Annotated in this window: 14 protein-coding genes; 9 read left to right on the forward strand and 5 right to left on the reverse strand. The window is 68.2% G+C overall.

Features of this window, described 5'->3' with window-relative positions; translation table 11 throughout:
• The first annotated feature begins 159 nt into the window (after positions 1-159).
• Positions 160-1323: an efflux RND transporter periplasmic adaptor subunit gene (locus H7X47_RS10915; protein WP_193368702.1), complete on the forward strand. Its 1164-nt coding sequence runs from the start codon at positions 160-162 to the stop codon at positions 1321-1323.
• 15 nt (positions 1324-1338) lie between these two features.
• On the forward strand, positions 1339-4494 hold the full coding sequence (locus tag H7X47_RS10920) for an efflux RND transporter permease subunit (protein ID WP_193368703.1): 3156 nt from the start codon (positions 1339-1341) through the stop codon (positions 4492-4494).
• A gap of 9 nt (positions 4495-4503) precedes the next feature.
• Here the strand turns inward: H7X47_RS10920 and H7X47_RS10925 are convergent, their stop codons facing one another.
• Positions 4504-5499, reverse strand: coding sequence for a GlxA family transcriptional regulator (locus tag H7X47_RS10925; protein WP_193368704.1), 996 nt, complete (start codon positions 5497-5499; stop codon positions 4504-4506).
• A gap of 88 nt (positions 5500-5587) precedes the next feature.
• Here H7X47_RS10925 and bcoG point away from each other — a divergent pair, with 88 nt between their 5' ends.
• The 7 genes from bcoG (at position 5588) to H7X47_RS26310 (ending at position 13987) form a co-directional block, all read left to right on the forward strand.
• Positions 5588-6499, forward strand: coding sequence for a 3-dehydrocarnitine:acetyl-CoA trimethylamine transferase BcoG (gene bcoG, locus H7X47_RS10930; protein ID WP_193368705.1), 912 nt, complete (start codon positions 5588-5590; stop codon positions 6497-6499).
• Positions 6500-6569: 70 nt separating this feature from the next.
• Complete coding sequence (locus H7X47_RS10935) at positions 6570-8093, forward strand: carnitine 3-dehydrogenase (protein ID WP_193368706.1); 1524 nt, start codon at positions 6570-6572, stop codon at positions 8091-8093.
• Positions 8090-9250: an acyl-CoA dehydrogenase family protein gene (locus H7X47_RS10940; RefSeq protein ID WP_193368707.1), complete on the forward strand. Its 1161-nt coding sequence runs from the start codon at positions 8090-8092 to the stop codon at positions 9248-9250. Before H7X47_RS10935 ends, H7X47_RS10940 begins: the two co-directional genes overlap by 4 nt.
• Before the next feature lie 8 nt (positions 9251-9258).
• A complete protein-coding gene (locus H7X47_RS10945; protein WP_193368708.1) occupies positions 9259-11343 on the forward strand; it encodes an acetate--CoA ligase family protein in 2085 nt (694 codons plus the stop codon).
• Positions 11336-12130, forward strand: a complete 795-nt coding sequence (locus H7X47_RS10950; RefSeq protein ID WP_193368709.1) for a carnitinyl-CoA dehydratase — start codon at positions 11336-11338, stop codon at positions 12128-12130. Before H7X47_RS10945 ends, H7X47_RS10950 begins: the two co-directional genes overlap by 8 nt.
• 10 nt (positions 12131-12140) lie before the next feature.
• Positions 12141-13130, forward strand: a complete 990-nt coding sequence (locus tag H7X47_RS10955; RefSeq protein WP_193368710.1) for an alpha/beta hydrolase — start codon at positions 12141-12143, stop codon at positions 13128-13130.
• Positions 13127-13987 (forward strand): DUF2971 domain-containing protein, encoded by an 861-nt coding sequence (locus tag H7X47_RS26310; protein ID WP_193368711.1) that lies wholly within the window; start codon positions 13127-13129, stop codon positions 13985-13987. The genes H7X47_RS10955 and H7X47_RS26310 overlap by 4 nt, the downstream gene beginning before the upstream one ends.
• A 24-nt stretch (positions 13988-14011) precedes the next feature.
• Here H7X47_RS26310 and H7X47_RS10965 read toward each other — a convergent pair whose 3' ends face one another.
• Genes H7X47_RS10965 through H7X47_RS10980 form a run of 4 tightly spaced genes read right to left on the reverse strand, consistent with a single transcriptional unit; the run spans position 14012 to position 19544 of the window.
• Positions 14012-16000 carry a CocE/NonD family hydrolase gene (locus H7X47_RS10965; protein WP_193368712.1) on the reverse strand — a complete coding sequence of 663 codons (1989 nt, stop codon included), beginning with the start codon at positions 15998-16000 and terminating at the stop codon, positions 14012-14014.
• A gap of 1 nt (position 16001) precedes the next feature.
• On the reverse strand, positions 16002-17633 hold the full coding sequence (locus H7X47_RS10970) for an ABC transporter ATP-binding protein (RefSeq protein WP_193368713.1): 1632 nt from the start codon (positions 17631-17633) through the stop codon (positions 16002-16004).
• Positions 17626-18453, reverse strand: a complete 828-nt coding sequence (locus H7X47_RS10975; RefSeq protein ID WP_193368714.1) for an ABC transporter permease — start codon at positions 18451-18453, stop codon at positions 17626-17628. The genes H7X47_RS10970 and H7X47_RS10975 overlap by 8 nt, the downstream gene beginning before the upstream one ends.
• Positions 18450-19544, reverse strand: a complete 1095-nt coding sequence (locus H7X47_RS10980) for an ABC transporter permease (protein ID WP_193368715.1) — start codon at positions 19542-19544, stop codon at positions 18450-18452. Before H7X47_RS10980 ends, H7X47_RS10975 begins: the two co-directional genes overlap by 4 nt.

Below are 19544 nucleotides of genomic sequence, written 5' to 3' on the forward strand. Positions count from 1 at the left end.
AGCCACTTTGCAATCAAAGCGCCATAAGCATTCGCACTAATTAGCCGATAGCCAGCGAGCGCAAACCTACGTTAACCTGCATTCCGTGCCTTCATCCTCCAGACGATCGCTTGGCAGGGGAATCGCTTGGCTATAACTCGGCTTTCTACAGCGCTTGCTGTGCTTTTCGTCCTCACGGCCTGCGATGACGGCAATACCTACGTCGAGCCGCCGCCGCCCAAGGTGACGGTCGCCGCTCCGGCGGTTCAGGAGATCACCGACTATCTCTACTTCACCGGCACCAGCCAGGCCGCGGCCGTGGTCGACGTGCGCGCCCGCGTGCCGGGGACCCTGGAGAACATCTCCTTTGCGCCCGGCACCTTCATCGAGGCAGGCGATCCTCTGTTCCTGATCGACCAGCGCCAGTACATCGCCGACCTGGAGATCGCCAAGGCGCAGCTGCAGAGCGCCAGGGCCCAGAAGGTCGAGGCCGACAAGGCCCTGGCGCGCGCAGCGGAGCTGATCAAGCGCGGCAACGTCTCCCAGGCCAAGCTGGACGAGGCCGAGGCCGCCGCCCGCAGCGCCACCGCCGACGTCTCGGTGAAGGAAGCCGCCGTACGCCAGGCCGAGCTGAACCTGGAGTACACGGACATCCGCGCGCCGATCAAAGGGCGCATCGGCCGCAACCTGGTGGACGCCGGCAACCTGGTGGGACAGTCGGAGGCGACCCACCTGGCCACCATCACCGATGGTGACCCCATGTACGTCTACTTCGACATCAACGAGCGCGATCTCCTGACCGTCATGGAACGCATGCGCGGCCAGACCGGCACGGGGCAACCGGAGAAACGCGACGATTTCCGGGTCGAAATGTCCATCGGCGGCAAGGAGGAATACAGCTTCACGGGCGACCTGGACTTCTCCGAATCTTCGCTCGATCCCTCGACCGGCACGCTGGGGCTGCGCGCGCGCTTTGCCAACCCGGCTGAACCGCAGCCGGTTCTGCTGCCGGGCCTCTTCGTGCGCCTGCGCATTCCGGTCGCCGAGCGCCAGGACATGCCGCTGGTCACCGAGCGCGCCATCGGCCTGGACCAGACCGGCCGCTATGTCTACGTGGTCGGCGCGGAGAACGTCGTGGAAAAGCGCTCCATCGTCATCGGTCAACTCATCGACGGCCTGCGCGTTGTCGAAAATGGCCTCGCCGCCGGCGAGAAGGTGGTGGTCAACGGCATCCAGCGTGCCCGCGACGGCGCCAAGGTGGACCCGGAGGAAGCGGAGATGAGCGCCTTCTCGGCCTCGGCGCTCAACAGCGCCGGACAGCAGGCCAGCAAAGCGGCCAACTGACGAAACGCGGCGAAGATGTTCTCGAAGTTCTTCATCCAGCGTCCGATCTTCTCCTCGGTCATTTCAATCGTCATCGTCATCGCCGGCGTGGTCACGCTGGGGGCGCTGCCGATCGAGCAGTTCCCGCAGATCACCCCGCCCACCGTGCAGGTCTCCGCCGCCTATCCCGGCGCCAACGCAGAGGTCGTGGCGGAAACCGTGGCAGCGCCCATCGAGCAGCAGGTCAACGGCGTCGAGAACATGATCTACATGTCCTCGACCAGCGCCAATGACGGCTCCTACAACCTGACAGTCAGCTTCGAGGTGGGCAGCGATCTCGATCTGGCGCAGATCCTGGTGCAGAACCGGGTGGCGCTGGCCGAATCGAACCTGCCCGAGGAGGTCACGCGCCAGGGCGTCAGCACCAAGAAGAAATCCAGCAACATCATTCTCATCGCCTCGCTGACCTCGGATAATCCGCTGCACGACGAGATCTTCCTCAGCAACTACGCCACCCTCAACATCCGCGACATCCTGAGCCGTATTCCCGGCGTCGGCGAAGTCTTCATCTTCCCGCCCAGCGACTACTCCATGCGCATCTGGCTCGATCCCAGCAGCCTCAAGGCGCGCGGCCTCACTACCGGCGACGTGCTCGCGGCAATCCGCGAGCAGAACGTGCAGGTCGCCGCCGGGCAGATCGGCCAGCCGCCGGTACCGAGCGGCCAGTCCTTCCAGTACACGGTCAACGTGCTGGGCCGCCTGGCGGACATCCAGCAGTTCGAGGACATCGTCATCCGCTATGCCGAAGACGGCGGCACGATCTACCTGAAGGACATCGCCCGGGTGGAGCTGGGCGGCAAGAGCTACGACGTCAACTCCTCGCTCAACGGCTCCCCCTCGGCCGCCGTCGCGGTCTACCAGCTGCCCGGCGCCAACGCCCTGGATGTCGCCACCCAGGTCCGCGCCGCCATGGAGGAGATAAGCAGCCGCTTTCCCGGCGGCATGACCTATCAGATCCCCTACGATACGACGATCTTCGTCCAGAAATCGATCGAGGAGGTCTACATCACCCTGTTCCAGGCGGCAGGACTGGTCTTCCTGGTCCTCTTCCTCTTCCTGCAGGATTGGCGCGCGACGCTGATCCCGGCGGTCACCATTCCGGTATCGCTGATCGGCACCTTCGCGGTGATGGGCGTCCTGGGCTTCTCCCTTAACATGCTGACGCTCTTCGGGCTGGTGCTGGCCATCGGCATCGTGGTGGACGACGCCATCGTGGTGGTCGAGGCGACGACGGCGCACATCGAACGCGGCATGAAATCGCGGGAAGCGGCGATCCAGGCGATGCAGGAGGTCTCCGGCCCGGTCGTCGCCACCACCCTGGTGCTGCTCGCGGTCTTCGTTCCCGCGGCCTTCCTGCCCGGCATCACCGGCGAGATGTACCGCCAGTTCGCGGTGACCATCGCCGTGGCCACGGTGTTCAGCTCGATCAACGCCCTGACCATGAGCCCGGCCCTTTCGGCCCTGCTGCTGCGCCCGCCCAAGGAACAAAAGAACGCCTTCTTCCGAGGTTTCGACAAGCTCTTCACCACGGCGGAAAACGGCTACTCGGCGATGATCCAAAAGCTGGTGCGGGTGACGGCGCTGGTCATGGTGCTGTTTGTCGGGCTCTTCGCCCTGACCGGCTGGCAGTTCGGCAAGCTGCCGACCGCCTTCCTGCCCGTCGAGGACCAGGGTTATGTGATCGCCGCCGTACAGCTGCCCAACGCCGCCTCGCTGGAGCGCACCAACGCGGTGCTGCAGCAGGTCGACGGCATCCTCGCGGAGATGCCCGGTATCGCCAACTGGGTCACCATCGGCGGCTATTCCGCCATCGACGGCACCAACGCCTCCAACGCCGCCACCGTCTTCATCACCATGACGCCCTGGGAGGAGCGCCAGGACCCGAGCCTCTCGCAGCAGGCCATCCTCGGCCGCCTGCAGGGCGCCTTCCGCCAGATCCAGGAAGCCATCGCTTACGCCTTTCCGCCGCCGGCCATTCCCGGGCTCGGCGTCGCCGGCGGTTTCCAGATGCAGCTGCAGGACCGCGGCGGCGTCGGCCTGCAGGAACTGCAGCGCATGACCCAGGAGATCCTGGTCGACGGCAATGCCCAGAGCGGCCTCAGCAACCTGAACTCCACCTTCCGCGCCGACGTGCCGCAGCTCTTCGCCGAGGTCGACCGCGTCAAGGCCAAATCGCTCCAGATCCCGCTCAACGATGTCTTCGGCGCGCTGCAGACCTATCTCGGCTCGTCCTACGTCAACGACTTCAACAAGTTCGGGCGGACCTGGCAGGTGAAGGTGCAGGCCGATCACCGCTTCCGCCTCGAAGCGGAGGACATCCGCCGCCTGGAGGTGCGCAATGCCGCCGGCAACATGGTGCCGCTGGGCACCCTGGTGCGGGTGGACGAGATCCTCGGCCCCCAGACGGTGCTGCGCTACAACCTCTATCCCAGTTCCGCGATTACCGGCGAGGCGGCGCCGGGCTACTCCTCCGGCCAGGCCCTCGACCTCATGGAGCAACTCGCCGAGACCAAGCTGCCCAATTCCATGGGCTTCGAGTGGACCGGCATCTCGTTCCAGGAAAAGCGGGTCGGCTCGGAATCCATCCTGGTCTTCGCCCTGGCGATCCTGCTGGTCTTCCTGGTGCTGGCCGCGCAGTACGAAAGCTGGGCCATGCCCGCGGCCGTCATCCTGGTGGTGCCGCTGGCCCTCCTGGGCACCATCGCCGCCCTGCTGGCCCGCCACTTCGACAACAACGTCTATACCCAGATCGGCATCGTGCTGCTGATCGGCCTGGCCAGCAAGAACGCCATCCTGATCGTCGAGTTCGCCAAGGCCGAGCACGAGGCCGGCAAGTCGATCACCGAGGCCGCGGTATCGGCGGCCAAGCTGCGCTTCCGCCCCATCCTCATGACCGCGATCTCCTCCATCGCCGGCTTCATGCCGCTGGTGGTGGCCGCCGGCGCCGGCGCGGCCAGCCGCCAGGCCATCGGCACGGCGGTGGTCGGCGGCATGCTGGCCGCGACCATCATGTCGCTCTGCTTCACGCCGGCCTTCTACGTGGTCATGCAGCGGCTCTCCGGGCTGGGCAGCCGCAAGAAGAAGAAGCCGGAGAGCGGCGCGCCCCCGCCCGTCGAGAGCGCCGCGGACTGAGGACGCCCGCTAGAAGGCGTTGGCCCGGCGGTAGGCGCTGGGGCTCATGGCGAAGTGCTGGCGGAAGACCCGCGAAAAGGCCGAGTGCGAGCCGAAGCCGCAGCGCACGGCGATGACCTGCATGGACAGCCGGGTATCGAGCAGCAGGCGGCGCGCCGCCTGCAGGCGCAGGCGCAGGTAGTAGCTGCCCGGCCCCATGCCCAGCGCCTGCTTGAAGAGTTGTTCCAGGGTCCGCACCGAGATCTTCAGGCGCCGGGCGATGGCCGCGGTGGTCAGCGGGCCGTCAAGGTGCTGCTCCATGAGGCGTATGGCCGCGGCGATCCGCGGCTCGTGGCCGGCGAGGCGCCCCAGGGAGATCAGCGGCTGGGCGTCGTTGGCGGCGTGGGCCTCGTCGTAGATGAAGATGCTCGCCACCTCCAGGGCCAGGGGATAGCCGAAGCGCCGGCGGATCAGGTGCAGCATGAGGTCGAAGCTGGGCGAGGCGCCGCCGGCGGTGAAGACGCGCCCGTCGACGACGAAGCGGTCGGGCAAAACGTTGACCTCCGGAAAGCGCGCGGCGAAATCCTCCAGGTCCTCCCAGTGGGTGGTCGCCGCGTGACCGTCCAAGAGGCCGGCGCGGGCCAGCAGCCAGGTCCCCGCCTCGACACCGCCCAGGGCACGGAAGCGGCGGGCCGCCGCGCGCAGCCGGGCCAGGGCGTCCTTGTCCACATGGCGCTCCTGGTTGAAACCGGCGACGACGATGAGGGCATCGCCTTCCAGGTCGCGCTCCAGCCGCCCCTCGGCCGGGACCGGCACGCCGCAGGTCAGCCTGGCGGGCGCCCCGTCGGGGGTGACGATGCGCCAGGAGAACAGCGGCCGGCGGGCCACCCGGTTGGCCGCCCGCAGGGGATCGAGGGTCGAGGCCAGCGACATCATCGAGGAGTCGGGCAGCAGCAGCAGCGTCACCGCCAGCGGCCTGTCGGCCGAGGCGTCGGCGGGCGCGAAGAGGGAAATTTCGCTTTTCATCAACTTTTCTTCGTAAATCGTCAATCACAAAACTGCAAGGGCGTCATCATCGAGCCAACGTTCAAGCCGTTCCAAGGGAGGCCCCACGATGACGCTGCAGCCCAGCCGCGACGTCTTCATCACCTGCGCCGTCACCGGGTCGGGCGGGACCCAGGACCGCAGCCCGCACGTCCCGCGCTCGCCGCAGCAGATCGCCGAGAGCGCCATCGACGCGGCCAAGGCGGGGGCCGCGATCGTCCACTGCCACGTCCGCGACCCTGAAACGGGAGCACCGCGGCGGGACGTCCATCTGTATCGCGAGGTGACGGAGCGCATCCGCGACGCCGAGGTCGACGTGGTGCTGAACCTGACGGCGGGCATGGGCGGCGATCTGGTCTTCGGCTCCGCCGAAGCGCCGCTGCCGCTGAACCCTGCGGGAACGGACATGGCGGGGGCCGGCGAACGCATGGAACACGTGCGTCAGTGCCTGCCGGAGATCACCACCCTCGACTGCGGCACCATGAACTTCGCCGAGGCCGACTACGTGATGACCAACACGCCCGGCATGCTGCGGGCCATGGGCGCGATGATGACGGAACTGGGCGTCAAGCCGGAGATCGAGGCCTTCGACACCGGCCACCTCTGGTTCGCCAAGGAACTGGTCAAGGAAGGGGTGCTCAAGGACGACCCGCTGGTGCAGCTCTGCATGGGCGTGCCCTGGGGCGCGCCCAACGACCTGAACACCCTCCTGGCGATGGTCAACAACATCCCGCCGAACTGGACCTGGTCGGCCTTCTCCCTCGGCCGCTACCAGATGCCCTATGTCGCCGCCGCGGTGCTGGGCGGGGGCAACGTGCGCGTCGGACTGGAGGACAATCTCTGGCTGGAGAAGGGCGTGCTGGCCACCAACGCGCAGCTTGTCGAGCGGGCCGTCACCATCATCGAGAACCTGGGCGCCCGGGTCCTGGGCCCCGAGGAAGTCCGCGCCAAGCTGGGCCTTCAGAAGCGGGCCCCGAAATAGGCCAACACCATTTGAGAACCGGGGAGGCGCCGATGGAAACCATCGAGTTCACCACCATGAGGGCCGCCGAATGAAGCCGATCAGAAAAGCGGCCGCCATCGGCGGCGGCGTCATCGGGGCCGGCTGGGTCGCCCGCCTGCTGGAGAACGGCATCGACGTCGCGGTCCACGACCCGGCGCCCGGCGCGGAGGAGCGCGTGCAGGCGGTGCTCGACAATGCCGAACGCGCCTGCGCCAAGCTGACCCTGGCGCCGCGCCCCAAGAAAGGGGCGCTCAGCTTCCACCCCAGCATCGGCGAGGCCGTTACCGGGTCGGACCTGATTATCGAGTCCGTGCCCGAGCGCCTGGACATCAAGCGCAAGGTCTATGCCGAGGTCGAATGCGCGGCGACACCCACCGCGCTCATCGCTTCCTCCACCTCCGGCATCCTGCCGAGCCAGTTGCAGGCCGAGATGATGCTGCCCGAGCGCCTGCTGGTCGCCCACCCCTTCAACCCGGTCTACCTGCTGCCGCTGGTAGAGCTGGTCGGCGGCGAAAAGACCGCGCCCCAGGCTATCGAGCGCGCCAAGAAGATCTACGCCAGCCTGGGCATGCACCCGCTGCACGTCAGGAAGGAGATCGAGGCCTTCGTCGCCGACCGCCTGCTGGAAGCCGTGTGGCGCGAATGCCTCTGGCTCGTCACCGATGGCATCGCCACCACCGAGGAGATCGACGACGCCATCCGCTACGGCTTCGGCCTGCGCTGGGCGCAGATGGGCATCTTCGAAACCTACCGCATCGCCGGCGGCGAAGCCGGCATGCGACACTTCATGGCCCAGTTCGGGCCCTGCCTGAAATGGCCCTGGACCAAGCTGACCGACGTGCCCGACTTCACCGAGGAGCTGGTCGACCTGGTGGCCGATCAGTCCGACGCCCAGTCCGGCCAGTATTCCATCCGCGAGCTGGAGCGCATCCGCGACGACAACCTGATCGCCATCCTGCAGGCCCTGAAGGTGAAGGACTGGGGCGCGGGGCGGACGCTCGCCGCCTACGAGCGTTCCCTGGTCGATGCCGCCGGCGCCCGCGCGGGAGACGTCGACATCGCCCAGCCCATCCAGACCCTGGACATCCGGGTGCCGGCCGACTGGACCGACTACAACAACCACATGACCGAGAGCCGCTACCTGCAGTGCTTCGCCGACGCCAGCGACGCCCTGCTGCGCCTCATCGGCGTCGACGCCGACTACGTGGCGAACGGCGGCTCCTACTTCACCGTCGAAACCCACATCCGCCACCTGGACGAGGTGGCGGCGCTGGAGCCGGTGACCGCCACCACACAGGTGCTGGAAGCCAAGGGCAAGAAGCTGCGTCTCTTCCACCGGCTCCATCACGGCGGCCCCGGCGAAAAGGAGGGCCGCCTGCTGGCGACCGGCGAGCACCTGCTGCTGCACGTCAGCCTCAAGACCCGCAGCGCCACCGAGCCGGCCCCGGCCATCGCCGCCAAGGCGGCGGAGCTGGCCGCCGCCCACGCCGGGCTCGACTGGCCCGAGGGCGCCGGGCGCGCCGTCGGCCAGCCGCGCCAGGCCCAGGGCGTGAAGGAAGGAGCCGCGTCATGAACTTCGGTCTCAGCAACGAGCAGCAGATGATCGTCGATACCGTGCGCGGCTTCGTCGAGAAGGAGCTCTATCCGCACGAGGCCCGGGTCGAGCGCGAGGGCGAGGTGCCCCGCGAGCTGGGCGAGGAGATCGCCCGCAAGTGCCGGGACATCGGTTTCTTCGCCGCCAACCTGCCCGAGGAGGTCGGCGGCGGCGGCCTGGGTCACCTGGACTTCACGCTTCTGGAGCGGGAACTCGGCCGTGCCTCCATGGCGCTCAGCGTCTTCTTCGGCCGGCCCTCCGGCATCCTCATGGCCTGCGCGGGCGAGCAGCGCGAGCGCTACCTGCTGCCGGCGGCGCGCGGCGAGAAGTACGACGCCCTGGCCATGTCCGAGCCCGACGCCGGCTCCGACGTGCGCGGCATGAAGTGCGCGGCCAAGCCTGACGGCGACGACTGGATCGTCAACGGCACCAAGCACTTCATCAGCCACGCCGACATCGCCGACTTCGTCATCGTCTTCATCGCCACGGGCGAGGAGGAGACCGCGGCGGGCGTGAAGAAGAAGATCACCTGCTTCCTGGTCGACCGCGGCACGCCCGGCTTCGAGATCCGCAAGGGCTACAACTCCGTCTCCCACCGCGGCTACCACAACTGCATCCTCAGCTTCGACGACTGCCGTCTGCCCAAGGCGCAGATCCTGGGCGAGGTCCATCGCGGCTTCGAGCTGGCCAACGACTGGCTCTACGGAACGCGCCTCACCGTCGCCGCCATGAGCGTCGGCCGCGCCCGCCGAGCCTTCGACTACGCCGTGAACTATGCCGCCGAGCGCAAGCAGTTCGGCCAGAAGATCGGCCGCTTCCAGGGCGTCTCCTTCAAGCTGGCCGACATGGTGACGGAGATCGACGCCGCCGACTGGCTGACGCTGTCGGCCGCCTGGCGCCTGGACCAGGAGCTCCCGGCCAACCGCGAGATCGCCTCGGCAAAACTTTTTGCAACCGAGATGCTGGCGCGGGTCACCGACGAGGCGATCCAGATCCACGGCGGCATGGGGCTGATGGACGACCTGCCGCTGGAACGCTTCTGGCGCGACGCAAGGGTGGAGCGTATCTGGGACGGCACCTCGGAGATCCAGCGCCACATCATCTCCCGCGAGCTGCTGCGCCCGCTCGGATGCTAGGAGCGGGAATGCTGAAGCCGCCGCGCTCTCTTGAACGCCTGCTGCGTCCCAGGACCATCGCCGTCATCGGCGGCGGCCCGGCGGCGGAAGTGGTGCGCCAGTGCGACCGCCTGGGCTACGCCGGGGACATCTGGCCGGTCCATCCGACGAAGGACGAGGTGGCGGGACGCCGCGCCTACGGGAGTGTCGCGGAGCTGCCCGGCGCGCCCGACGCGGCCTTCGTGGCGGTGAACCGACACGCCACCATCGAGGTGGTGCGCGATCTGGCCGCCGCCGGAGCCGGCGGGGCCGTCTGCTATGCCTCCGGCTTTCGCGAGTCCGAGGGGCAGGATGCCGGCAGCAACGGCCTGCAGGAGGCCCTGGTCGAGGCGGCGGGCGCCATGCCGATCCTCGGGCCCAACTGCTACGGCCTCATCAACTACGGCGACGGCGCGCTCCTGTGGCCGGACCAGCACGGTGGCCGTCGCCTGCAGGAGGGAGAACGCGGCATCGCCATCGTCACGCAGTCCTCCAACATCCTGCTCAACATGACCATGCAGCGCCGCGGCCTGCCGCTGGCCTATGTGCTGACGGCGGGCAACCAGGCGCAGACGGGGCTCTCCGACCTGGCGCTCGCCCTGCTGGAGGACCCGCGGGTCACGGCGCTGGGCCTGCACATCGAGGGCTTCGATTCCCTTAGCGGACTGGAGAGCGTCGCCGCCAGGGCGCGGGAACTGAAGAAGCCGGTGGTCGCCATGAAGCTCGGCCGCTCGGCGGCGGCGCGCGCGGCGGCCCTGTCGCACACCGCCTCCCTGGCCGGCTCCGACGCGGCCGCCGCCGCTTTCCTGAAGCGCCTGGGCATCGCCCGGCTGGATAGCATTCCGGCCTTCCTGGAATGCCTGAAGCTGCTGCACGTCACCGGGCCACTGCCCGGCTATGCGCTCTCCTCCCTCAGCTGCTCGGGCGGCGAGGCCTCGATCATGGCCGACGCCGCCACCGGCCGCCGCGTCACCTACCGCGCGCTCACGCCCGACCAGGCCAGGGCGGTGAAGGCGAGCCTCGGGCCGCTGGTCACGGTGGCCAACCCGCTCGACTACCACACCTTCATCTGGGCCGACGTCGCGGCCATGACCGTCACCTTCTCGGCCATGGCCGCCGCCGGCTTCGACCTCAACCTGCTGGTGCTCGACTTTCCCCGCGGCGACCGCTGCGCCGACGCCGCCTGGCAGCCGACGCTGGAAGCCTTCGCCGCGGCATTGAAAAGCCAGAACGCCCGGGGCGCCGTCGTCGCCAGCCTGCCGGAGAACATCTCCGAGGCCCAGGCCGAGGCCATGCTGGCGCGCGGCATCGTGCCCCTGGCCGGCATCGACGAGGCGCTCGCCGCCGCCGAGGCCGCCGCCGACATCGGTGCGGCCTGGCGGACCCCGCTGCCGGCGCCGGTGATGACCGCGCAAGGCGCGCCGGGCGAGACGAAGACCCTGGACGAGGCCGCGGCCAAGGCGCTGCTGGCGCGTCACGGCGTGGCGGTGCCGCCGGGCCGCCGCGTGGCCGGCGCGGAAGAAGCGGTCACTGTTGCGGAAGAGCTGGGTTTCCCGGTGGTGCTAAAAGCCCTGGGCCTCGCCCATAAGACCGAAGCCGGCGCCCTGCGCCTGAACCTCGGTGACGCCCAGGCGGTCCGCGCGGCGGCGGGCGACCTCGCCAAGCTCGGCAAAGACCTCTACGTGGAGCGCATGATCGAGGCACCCCTGGCCGAACTCATCGTCGGCGTGCTCGCCGAGCCGCCCTTCGGGCTGGTGATGACCCTGGGCAGCGGCGGCGTGCTGGCGGAAATCCTGCGCGACACCGCGACCCTGCTGCTGCCCGCCTCCCGCGCCGAGATCGAGGCGGCGCTCCTGGGCCTGAAGTCGGCGCCGCTGCTGACCGGCTACCGCGGCGGACCGCCCGCCGACCTCGCCGCCGCGGTCGAGGCCATCGAGGCGGTGCAGCGCCTTGCGCTCGCCGAGGCGGGCTCTATCGTGGAACTGGAAATCAATCCCCTGATCGTCTCCACCGAAGGCCGCGGTGCCGCCGCCGCGGATGCCCTCATCGTCTGGAAGGAAAGCGCCGATGTCTGAGCCCCAAAGCGACGTCCTGCGAACCCGCCGCGAGGGCGGCGTGCTGGAAGTGACGCTCGACCGGCCCAAGGCCAACGCCATCGACCTGGCGACCAGCCGCCTGATGGGCGAGACCTTCAAGGCCTTCCGCGACGATCCCGAGCTGCGCGTGGCGATCCTCACCACCGCCGGCGACAAGTTCTTTTCCGCCGGCTGGGACCTGAAGGCGGCGGCCGGCGGCGACGCGGTGGACGGCGACTACGGCGTCGGCGGCTTCGGCGGCCTGCAGGAGCTGCGCGGCCTCAACAAGCCGGTGATCGCCGCGGTGGACGGCATGGCCGTGGGCGGCGGCTTCGAGCTGGCGCTCTCCGCCGACCTGATCCTCGCGACCGAGGAGACCACCTTCGCCCTGCCGGAGATCCGCGCCGGCACCCTGGCGGACGCCGCCACGGTGAAGCTGCCCAAGCGCATGCCCTACCACATCGCCATGGACCTGCTGCTGACCGGGCGCTGGATGGATGCCGCCGAGGCGCAGCGCTGGGGCCTGGTGAACGAGATTCTGCCCAAGGACAAGCTCATGGAGCGCGCCTGGGAACTTGCCCGCCTGCTGGCCAGTGGCCCGCCGCTGGTCTTCGCCGCCATCAAGGAAGTGGCGCGCGAGTCCGAGGCCCTGACCTTCCAGGACGCCATGAACCGCATCACCAAGCGCCAGTTCCCCACGGTGGACGTCCTCTACGACAGCGAGGACCAGATGGAGGGTTTCCGCGCCTTCGCCGAGAAGCGCGATCCGGTCTGGAAGGGGCGCTAGGCTACTTTCCATGAGCAAGCCCTCTCCAAGCGAACCCGAGATCCTGGCCTTCATCGAGGAGGTCGCGCGCTTCTATCCCCCCGGCTCCATCGGCGGCGGCATCGAGGTACAGCGCGCGCGCTACGACGCCCTCTGCCAGAACTTCGACGCGCCGCTGCCTTCCGGCCTGAGCGTCAGCGACGAGAGCGCGCCGCACCCGGACGGCCCGGTGCCGCTGCGCCGCTACCGCTCGGCAACGGTTAAGCATGAAGCCCTGGTGGTCTACTTCCACGGCGGCGGCTTCGTGGTCGGCGGGCTGGACAGCCACCACGCCATCTGCGCCGAGATCGCCGAGGCGACGGGCGCCGAGGTGGTGGCGACCGGCTACCGCCTGGCGCCGGAGCACCGCTTCCCGCTGGCCCTCACCGACTGCCTTGCCGCCGTGCTGGTCCAGGGTTCGCGCCCGGTTGTGGTGGCCGGCGACAGCGCCGGCGGCAGCCTTGCCGCCGGGCTTGCCATGACCCTGCGCGACGCGGCCCGCAAGGTGCCCGCCGCCCTGGAGCTGCTGCAGGCCGCGGGCTGGCGCGAAGGGACGCCGCTGCCGCGCCTCGCGGGCCAGGCCCTCATCTACCCGGTGACCGGCGGCGACCTCTCGGCCGGCTCCTACCTCGAGATGGCCGAGGCGCCCTGTCTCACCACTGAAGAAGTGCGCTACTACCGCGATATCCTGGGCGCGCCGGAGGGCGATCCCTACGGCCACCCCCTGGCCGCGGCCGACTGGACGGACCTGCCGCCCGCCTACATCACCTCGGCCTTCTTCGATCCGCTGCGCGACGACGGCCGCAACAGCGCCGCCCGCCTCGCCGCCGCCGGTATCGATGTCACCTACCGCGAAGAGCCGCAGATGGTCCATGCCTGGCTGCGCGCGCGCCACCGCAGCCCCAGCGCCAAGGCCGGCTTCGACGCGCTGTGCCGGGGGATCGGAGAGCTGCTGGACAATGGGGAGGCAACAAAAAGGTGAGCGATGTTTGGTATATGCTGCAAGACCTAGACCGCTACGTGTATCACTACACGTCCGCCGCCACATTGACCGACCACATCCTTCCGACTCGTAAGCTTCGATTTTCTCGCTTTCGTTATGTAAATGACCCGCGAGAATCAAAAGACTGGCGCTTCAACTATCACTATCTCAGACGAGTTGCTTCGAGCTACGATTTCGACGCTGTCGGAAGCACGCTGAACAAGCGACTGAAGAACCAATGGCGAATTGGCTGCTTTGTTTCAGATGTGGAGAGATCTCTTGCTACCAAGGAAAGGATGGATTCCGGAATAGATGTCTTGAGCCCACTACACGAGAGGGGCCATTCGCGCCCCCGCATGTGGGCGCAATATGGCGAGAATTACCGAGGGGCATGTCTCGTCTTCGATAAGAAAAAATTAGATCACCAAATCAGATCTACTGCTAGCGCACCTAGTTTGATGGTTTATTCTGCCCCAGTGAAATACCGAAATCCCAAGATGCCCGCGTTTAAACCGGGCGCACTTACTATTTCGATTGATGAGCTAGAAAGCCTCGGCCTTGATGAGTTCATCAAGGCACACGTTAAGCTCTACTGGAAAGATCTTTTCTTCGTTAAGTCAGAAGACTGGGAGCAAGAGCGAGAGTTCAGATGGCTGATAGAGGGCGAAGGCGACGAAGATTTCTTCGTCGAGATTACCGACTGTATGGTGGGGATCCTAATAGGTGATCGTTTTCCAGAAGGTCGAAAGCCTGCGGTTGGCAAACACGCTCTCGAAATTGGAGTCAGTATCGCAATTATGGATTGGCAAAACGGCATACCACAACCCGGTCCGTCGCACCCCCGCCTTTTAACCTGACAACAGTTCGCGCTCGGCAAGTTGCTACATCAGGTCGCGCGGGATCTTCTTTCGCCAGGACTTCTGGTGGATCGAGGTATCGCCTTCGAAGGCTTCAACGTCCGCCAGTATCTCGAAGCTGTCGGGGGTGCAGGCGAGGATCGCCACGCTTTCGCTGCGCACGGACCAGTCGCCGCGCCACATCTGCGTGGTCCAGCGGCAAACACCCTTTGCGCTGTCGGGGTCGGCGAGCGGCAGGGTCCAGGTCTCGTGGCGCAGCTGGCGCGTCACCAGGCCCGTCTCCGGATGCTCGGAAGCGCCTGTGTCCTCGTGGATGATGTAGCGGGTCTCGCCCGTGGTGAGCTCGCGCTCCACCGCGTGGCGCGTCGCCATGGGGGCATGCTCGATATAGTGCGGCAAGGGGTCCGGGTTGGCGGGCGCCGGCACCTCGATGTCTCTGTGGCCGCTCAGCAGCGGCAGCGCCAGCACCGCCCCGGTGAGGTCCAGCGTCAGCGGCGCGGCGCCGGGCGGCGGCAGTACCTGCGGCCAGTAGGCGTTCGAGAGGGAAAGCCGCAGACGATGGCCCGGCGGCAGGCGGTAGCCGCAGGCATCGAGCACCAGGGTGACCGCCACGCCCGCGCCCTTGGGCATGGCTTGTGGCGCGGCGCTGCCGTCGCGGTGGGCCAGGTTCAGCACGCCGAGGGAAATGCGCGTCGCCGTGCCGTCGGGATGCACGTCCACCAGCCGCGCCGCCAGCAGGGCCGTGGCCGCCTCGCAGCTCAGCGTCACCTTCAGGACGGGACGGCCGAGAAGTTCCAGCGGCTCGGCCAGAGGCTTGGTCTCGAAGACCAGGCTGCCGCCGTCGTCCTGGCGCTGGTCGGCGGGCAGTTCCCCGCCGGGCTTCAGGGTGAAGTACTCGCCGCCCCGGGTGCCGCAGTCCGGCGGCGAGGAAATGGTAAAGCTGCCCCCCTCCCCGGCTTCCGAGGCCAGGCGGCGGTCGGCGGTCAGATGCAGCTGCGCCGCCGGCGCGCCCTCCCAGCGGTCGACGGCGATCCAGCGGCCCGGGTCCTCCTCGCGGCGGGCCGCCGGACGCGGCGCGTCGAGGATGTAGGCCGTGACCTGCGGATCGTCCTCGGCGCCGTTCTCGATGCCCTTCAACCAGCGGTCCCAGAAGCGGAGCGCCACGGCGTGGAAATCCATGCGCGGCTTGGGCCAGGCGAAGTGCGGGTACTTGTGGACCCAGGGACCGAGGATCGCCTTGGCCTTTTTGCCCAGGCCCTCGACGGCGTTCAAGGGCGTGTTGCGATAGCCGTCGGCCCAGCCGGCCAGCACCAGGGCGGGCACGTCGAAGGTGTCGAAGTCCTCGCAGATCGAGCCGTGCCGCCAGAAATCATCACGGCGCTGGTGGGTCAACCAGTCTTCCAGCATGAAGGGCTCGCCCTCCAGGCGCTCCAGCCACATCTCGCGCCAGCGCTCGCCCACCAATTCGGGATCGGGCGGACGCGACTGGTAGGCCAGCATGGTCGCCGCCCAGGAGAGGTTGGCCGAGAGCTGCGCGCCGCCCTTGAAGTGAATGTCGTCGGCAAAGCGGTCGACCGTTGAAGCGATGGAGATGACGGCTTTCAGCGCCGGCGGCTTCAGGGCCGCCACCTGCAGCGCATTGAAGCCGCCCCAGGAGATCCCCATCATGCCGACCGCGCCGCTGCACCAGGGCTGCGCGGCGATCCAGTCGATCACCTCGCAGGCATCGGAGAGCTCACGCGGGGTGTACTCGCCATCGATGACGCCCTCGGACTCGCCGGAGCCGCGGATGTCGACGCGCACGCCGGCATAGCCGTTCAGCGCGAAGACCGGATAGGTGCTTTCATCGCGCGGCGCCGTGCCGTCGCGCTTGCGGTAGGGCAGGAACTCCAGGACCGCCGGCACCGGTTCCGCCTCGGCCGCTTCGGGCAGCCAGAGGCGCGCAGCCAGGCGCGTGCCGTCCGCCAGGGTGATCCATTCGTTCTCGAGAACCCGATAGGCTCGCTCGCTCACATCAGTGACCTGCGCTCCCCATGCGCCGGGTGGTCAGCACTTCCTCCAGCCAGCCCAGGCGCATCTCCGGCACCGACTTCAGCAGCAGGTCGGTGTAGTCGTCGAAGGGCGGCGAGAGCACCTTGGACTTGGGTCCGAAGCGCACCACGCGGCCCTGGTACATCACCGCGATGGAATCGGCGATGGCCCGCACCGTGGCGATGTCGTGGGTGATGAAGAGATAGGAAAGCTGGGTTTCCGCCTGCAGGCGCAGGAGCAGCTTCAGGATGCCCTTGGCCACCAGCGGGTCGAGAGCCGAGGTCGGCTCGTCGCAGAGGATCACCTCCGGCTCCGCCGCCAAGGCCCGGGCGATGCAGACGCGCTGCTTCTGACCGCCGGAGAGCTCGGCCGGGTAGCGGTCGATGAAACCCTTGCCCATCTCGATCTGCTCCAGCAGCTCGGCGACGCGCCTGGTCTTCTCCGCCCCGCGCAGGCCGAAGTAGAATGTCAGCGGCCGGCCGACGATGTCGCGCACCGTCTGGCGCGGGTTCATCGCCGTGTCGGCCATCTGATAGAGCATCTGCACCTGGCGCAGCTGTTCCTTGTTGCGGTTGGCGAACTCCGGCGGCAGGGCGGCGCCCTTGAAGATCACCTCGCCCCTCGACGGCGGCAGCAGGCCGGTGATGACGCGGGCCAGCGTCGACTTGCCGGAGCCCGACTCGCCCACCACCGCCAGGGTCTGGCCGCGCGGCAGGTGGACGCTGACGTCGTGCAGCACCTTGAAGTCGCCGGAATAGGCGGCATCCACGCTGTCGATGCGCAGCAGGCTGTCGGACTGGTCCGGCGCCTCGTCCTTCAGGGTCTGGGTGACCGAGACCAGGTCACGGGTGTAGTCCTCCTTCGGTTCCTCGATGATCTGCTGAACCGAGCCGTACTCCACCATGTTGCCGTGGCGCAGCACCATGATGTCGTCGGAGATCTGGGCCACCACCGCCAGGTCGTGGGTGATGTAGAGCGCGGCGGTGTGGGTTTCCTCGATGGCCCGCTTGATGGCGGCCAGCACGTCGATCTGCGTGGTCACGTCCAGGGCCGTCGTCGGTTCGTCGAAGACGATGAGCTCCGGGCCCGGGCAGAGCGCCATGGCGGTCATGGCGCGCTGCAACTGGCCGCCGGAGACCTGGTGCGGATAGCGCCGGCCAAAGCTGTCCGGGTCCGGCAGGCCGAGCACCCCGAAGAGGTACTTCGCCCGCTCCCAGGCCTCGCTGCGGCTCATCACGCCGTGGCGCACCGCCGCCTCGACCACCTGGTCGCCCAGACGGTGCGCCGGGTTGAAGGCCGCCGCCGCCGACTGCGCCACATAGCAGACGCGCCGCCCGCGGATGTCGCGGATGCCGCTGCCGCCCAGCGCCAGGATGTCCTCGCCGTCCAGCAGCACCTCGCCGCCGGTGATACGCACGCCGCCGCGGCCGTAGGCCAGGGCGGCCAGGCCGATGGTCGACTTGCCGGCCCCCGACTCGCCGATGAGGCCCAGCACCTTGCCCTTCTGCAGAGTGAAGGAGACGCCGTGGACGATGGTGATGTCCTGGGGCGGCTCGCCCGGCGGATAGGCCGTGGCGCCGATCTTCAGATCCCTGACTTCCAGCAGCTCAGCCATCGCCGCGCCCTCCCTTCAGGCTCGAGGTGCGCTTCAGCAGCCAGTCGACCACCAGGTTGACGCAGATCGCCAGACCGGCGATGGCGGCGCCGGGTATCAGCGCCGCCGGAATGCCGAAAATGATGCCGTCCTTGTTGTCCTTCACGATGCCGCCCCAGTCGGCTTCCGGCGGCTGGATGCCGAGGCCGAGGAAGGACAGCGTCGAGAGGAACAGCACCGCGAAGGCGAAGCGCAGGCCGAACTCGGCGAGCAGCGGCGAGAGCGTGTTGGGCAGGATCTCGCGGAAGATGATCCACATGCGCCCCTCGCCGCGCAGCCGCGCCGCCTCGACGAACTCCATCACCGTGACGTCCACGGCGACCGCGCGGCCCAGGCGGAACACGCGGGTCGAGTCCAGGACCGCCATGACCAGGATCAGGATCCACAGTTCCTGCGGCAGCACCGCCAGCACGATGAGGGCGAAGATCAGCGTCGGGATCGACATCATCAGGTCGTTGATGCGCGACAGGCCCTGGTCGGTCCAGCCACCCACCACCGCGGCGGTGAAGGACAGCATGACGCCCAGCGAGAACGACAGCACCGTGGCGGCCAGCGCCACGAAGATCGTCGTCTGCGCGCCGTAGATGAGGCGCGAAAGCAGGTCGCGGCCCAGGTTGTCGGTCCCCAGGACGAAGTCGCCGCCCATGGGCAGCCAGATGTCGCCGACCACCTCACGCTCGCCGTAGGGAGCGATCAGAGGCGCGAAGACGGCGCAGAAGATAGCGATGGCCAGGCCGACGATGCCGATCCAGGCGCTCAAGGGTATCGCGCGCCACTTCATCTCGGGTGCCTCAAACGCGGATTGGTGAGAATCCCGAGGATGTCCGCCGTCATGTTGAGCAGGATGTAGACCGAGGCGAAGATCAGGCCGCAGGCCTGCACCACCGGCATGTCGCGCACCGTCACCGCATCCACCATGTATTGCCCCATGCCGGGATAGACGAAGACCACCTCGACCACCACGACGCCGACGACGAGGTAGGCGAGGTTGAGGGCCACAACGGTGATGATCGGCGCGACGGCGTTGGGCGCGGCGTGGCGCGCGATGATGCGCAGGGTATCGAGGCCCTTCAGTTCGGCCGTCTCGATATAGGGCGACGACATGACGCTGATGATCGCCGCGCGGGTCATGCGCATCATGTGGGCCAGCACCACCAGCACCAGGGTGGCGCAGGGCAGGATGATGGCCTCCAGCCGCTGGCCGAAGGACATGCCGGCATAGACGGTGGAGGGAAAGGTGACCCAGCCGCCCTGCACGGCGACGAAGAGGATCAGGATATAGCCGACGAAGAACTCCGGCAGGGAGATCGCGCCGAGGGAAACCACATTGATCAGCCGGTCGGGCCAGCGGTCGCGGAAATGCACCGCCAGCATGCCGAGACCGACCGCCAGCGGCACCGAGACCAGGGCGGCCCAGAAGGCCAGGAAGAGCGTATTGCCGAGGCGCAGTCCGATCTGCTCGGTGACCGAGTTGCCGCTGGCCCAGGACTTTCCGAAGTCGCCCTGCGCCACCCCGCCCAGCCACTCGAGGTAGCGGGAGAGCGCCGGCTGGTCGAGGCCGAGCTCGGCCCGGATGTTGGCCACCGCCTGGGGCGTCGCCGACTGCCCCAGGTAGGTCTGCGCGAAGTCGCCGGGCAGGGCTTCGATACCGAGGAAGACCACCACCGAGACCGCCCAGAGCAGCAGCAAGCTGAGGCCCAGCCGCTGGGCCAGCAGGGTCGCCAGCGGCATGCGGCGGCGCAGTGCCGCCAGGCCGCCGCCGCGCCCGCTGGGCGCCCCGCTGTCGTTGGCCGGCGACGGGCCCGAAAGACCCGCCGCCAGGCTTCCCTGCGGTGCCCGGCCCGTCCCGGCCGGTCCGCTTTCCTGCACCAT

The sequence above is a fragment of the Pelagibius marinus genome, from assembly GCF_014925385.1.
In the GTDB taxonomy this organism is placed as follows: Bacteria; Pseudomonadota; Alphaproteobacteria; order Kiloniellales; family Kiloniellaceae; genus Pelagibius; species Pelagibius marinus.

Bases quoted from the DNA above. Each gene is read 5' to 3' on its own strand.
- H7X47_RS10920 (WP_193368703.1), top strand. From the start codon at position 1,339: ATGTTCTCGAAGTTCTTCATCCAGCGTCCGATCTTCTCCTCGGTCATT.
- H7X47_RS10970 (WP_193368713.1), bottom strand. From the start codon at position 17,633: ATGGCTGAGCTGCTGGAAGTCAGGGATCTGAAGATCGGCGCCACGGCC.
- H7X47_RS10950 (WP_193368709.1), top strand. From the start codon at position 11,336: ATGTCTGAGCCCCAAAGCGACGTCCTGCGAACCCGCCGCGAGGGCGGC.
- H7X47_RS10975 (WP_193368714.1), bottom strand. From the start codon at position 18,453: ATGAAGTGGCGCGCGATACCCTTGAGCGCCTGGATCGGCATCGTCGGC.
- H7X47_RS10980 (WP_193368715.1), bottom strand. From the start codon at position 19,544: ATGGTGCAGGAAAGCGGACCGGCCGGGACGGGCCGGGCACCGCAGGGA.
- H7X47_RS10945 (WP_193368708.1), top strand. From the start codon at position 9,259: ATGCTGAAGCCGCCGCGCTCTCTTGAACGCCTGCTGCGTCCCAGGACC.
- H7X47_RS10940 (WP_193368707.1), top strand. From the start codon at position 8,090: ATGAACTTCGGTCTCAGCAACGAGCAGCAGATGATCGTCGATACCGTG.
- H7X47_RS10925 (WP_193368704.1), bottom strand. From the start codon at position 5,499: ATGAAAAGCGAAATTTCCCTCTTCGCGCCCGCCGACGCCTCGGCCGAC.
- H7X47_RS10955 (WP_193368710.1), top strand. From the start codon at position 12,141: ATGAGCAAGCCCTCTCCAAGCGAACCCGAGATCCTGGCCTTCATCGAG.
- bcoG (WP_193368705.1), top strand. From the start codon at position 5,588: ATGACGCTGCAGCCCAGCCGCGACGTCTTCATCACCTGCGCCGTCACC.
- H7X47_RS10935 (WP_193368706.1), top strand. From the start codon at position 6,570: ATGAAGCCGATCAGAAAAGCGGCCGCCATCGGCGGCGGCGTCATCGGG.